The 745-nt window shown below is 61.3% G+C and carries 1 protein-coding gene; it reads left to right on the top strand.

Annotation, left to right across the window (positions count from 1 at the left end):
- Positions 1-322 precede the first annotated feature (322 nt).
- On the top strand, positions 323-745 hold a 423-nt coding region (locus MKK82_RS13365; protein WP_243986035.1), incomplete at its 3' end, for a manganese catalase family protein.

Raw genomic sequence — 745 nt, 5'->3', positions numbered from 1 at the left:
GATCGGCTTCGGCTTGGCGATGACGTGGAGGCGGCAGAAAGACGGCTGCGTCTAACCGAGGGACAGCAGGACACAGCAAGACCCAGCAAAAAACGGCACCGCTGCGGTAAGAAGAACGGTAGCGGGAGGAATATCACACCTCACGCACTGACGGTGCGAACGGCTCTCCTGCGGATCGGCAGTTGGCCAAGTTGTCAGACCGTGGACGATCTCACCCTACAGCGCATCCACCTCCACCATGCGACTCCGCGAAGCGCAGAGGAACGATCTCGGCCTCCGGCGGTACCCCGGAGGCGCGCCTCGCGCGGACGGAGACAGCCTCATGTTCATGAAGATCGACAAGCTCCTGACGGAGCTGCCAGAGCCGAAGAGGCCCGAGCCCAATGCGGCCGCGGCCCTGCAGGAGCTGCTCGGCGGCAAGTACGGCGAAATGTCGACGCTGGGGAACTACATGTTCCAAAGCTTCAACTTCCGCAACAAGACCAAGCTGCGGCCGTTCTACAGTTTGGTTTCAAGCATCTTCGCTGAAGAGATCGGCCACGTCGAGTTGGTCTCGAACGGCATCGCCTTACTAAACAACGGTCCAGGTAACCCGACGGAGAATGTCGACATCTCCAAGGCGCCGTTCGCCGAGATGCAGGACGTGAGGCTTGCTGGTGCCTTCCTGGCCAACGGCGGCGGCGCGACTCCAATCAACTCGAACGCCCAGTCGTGGAACGTCGACATGGTCACCACGACCGGCAAC

The sequence above is a fragment of the Methylobacterium sp. E-046 genome (genome assembly GCF_022829625.1).
GTDB lineage: Bacteria > Pseudomonadota > Alphaproteobacteria > Rhizobiales > Beijerinckiaceae > Methylobacterium > Methylobacterium longum.
This window is presented reverse-complemented; position numbering and strand designations above follow the sequence as displayed.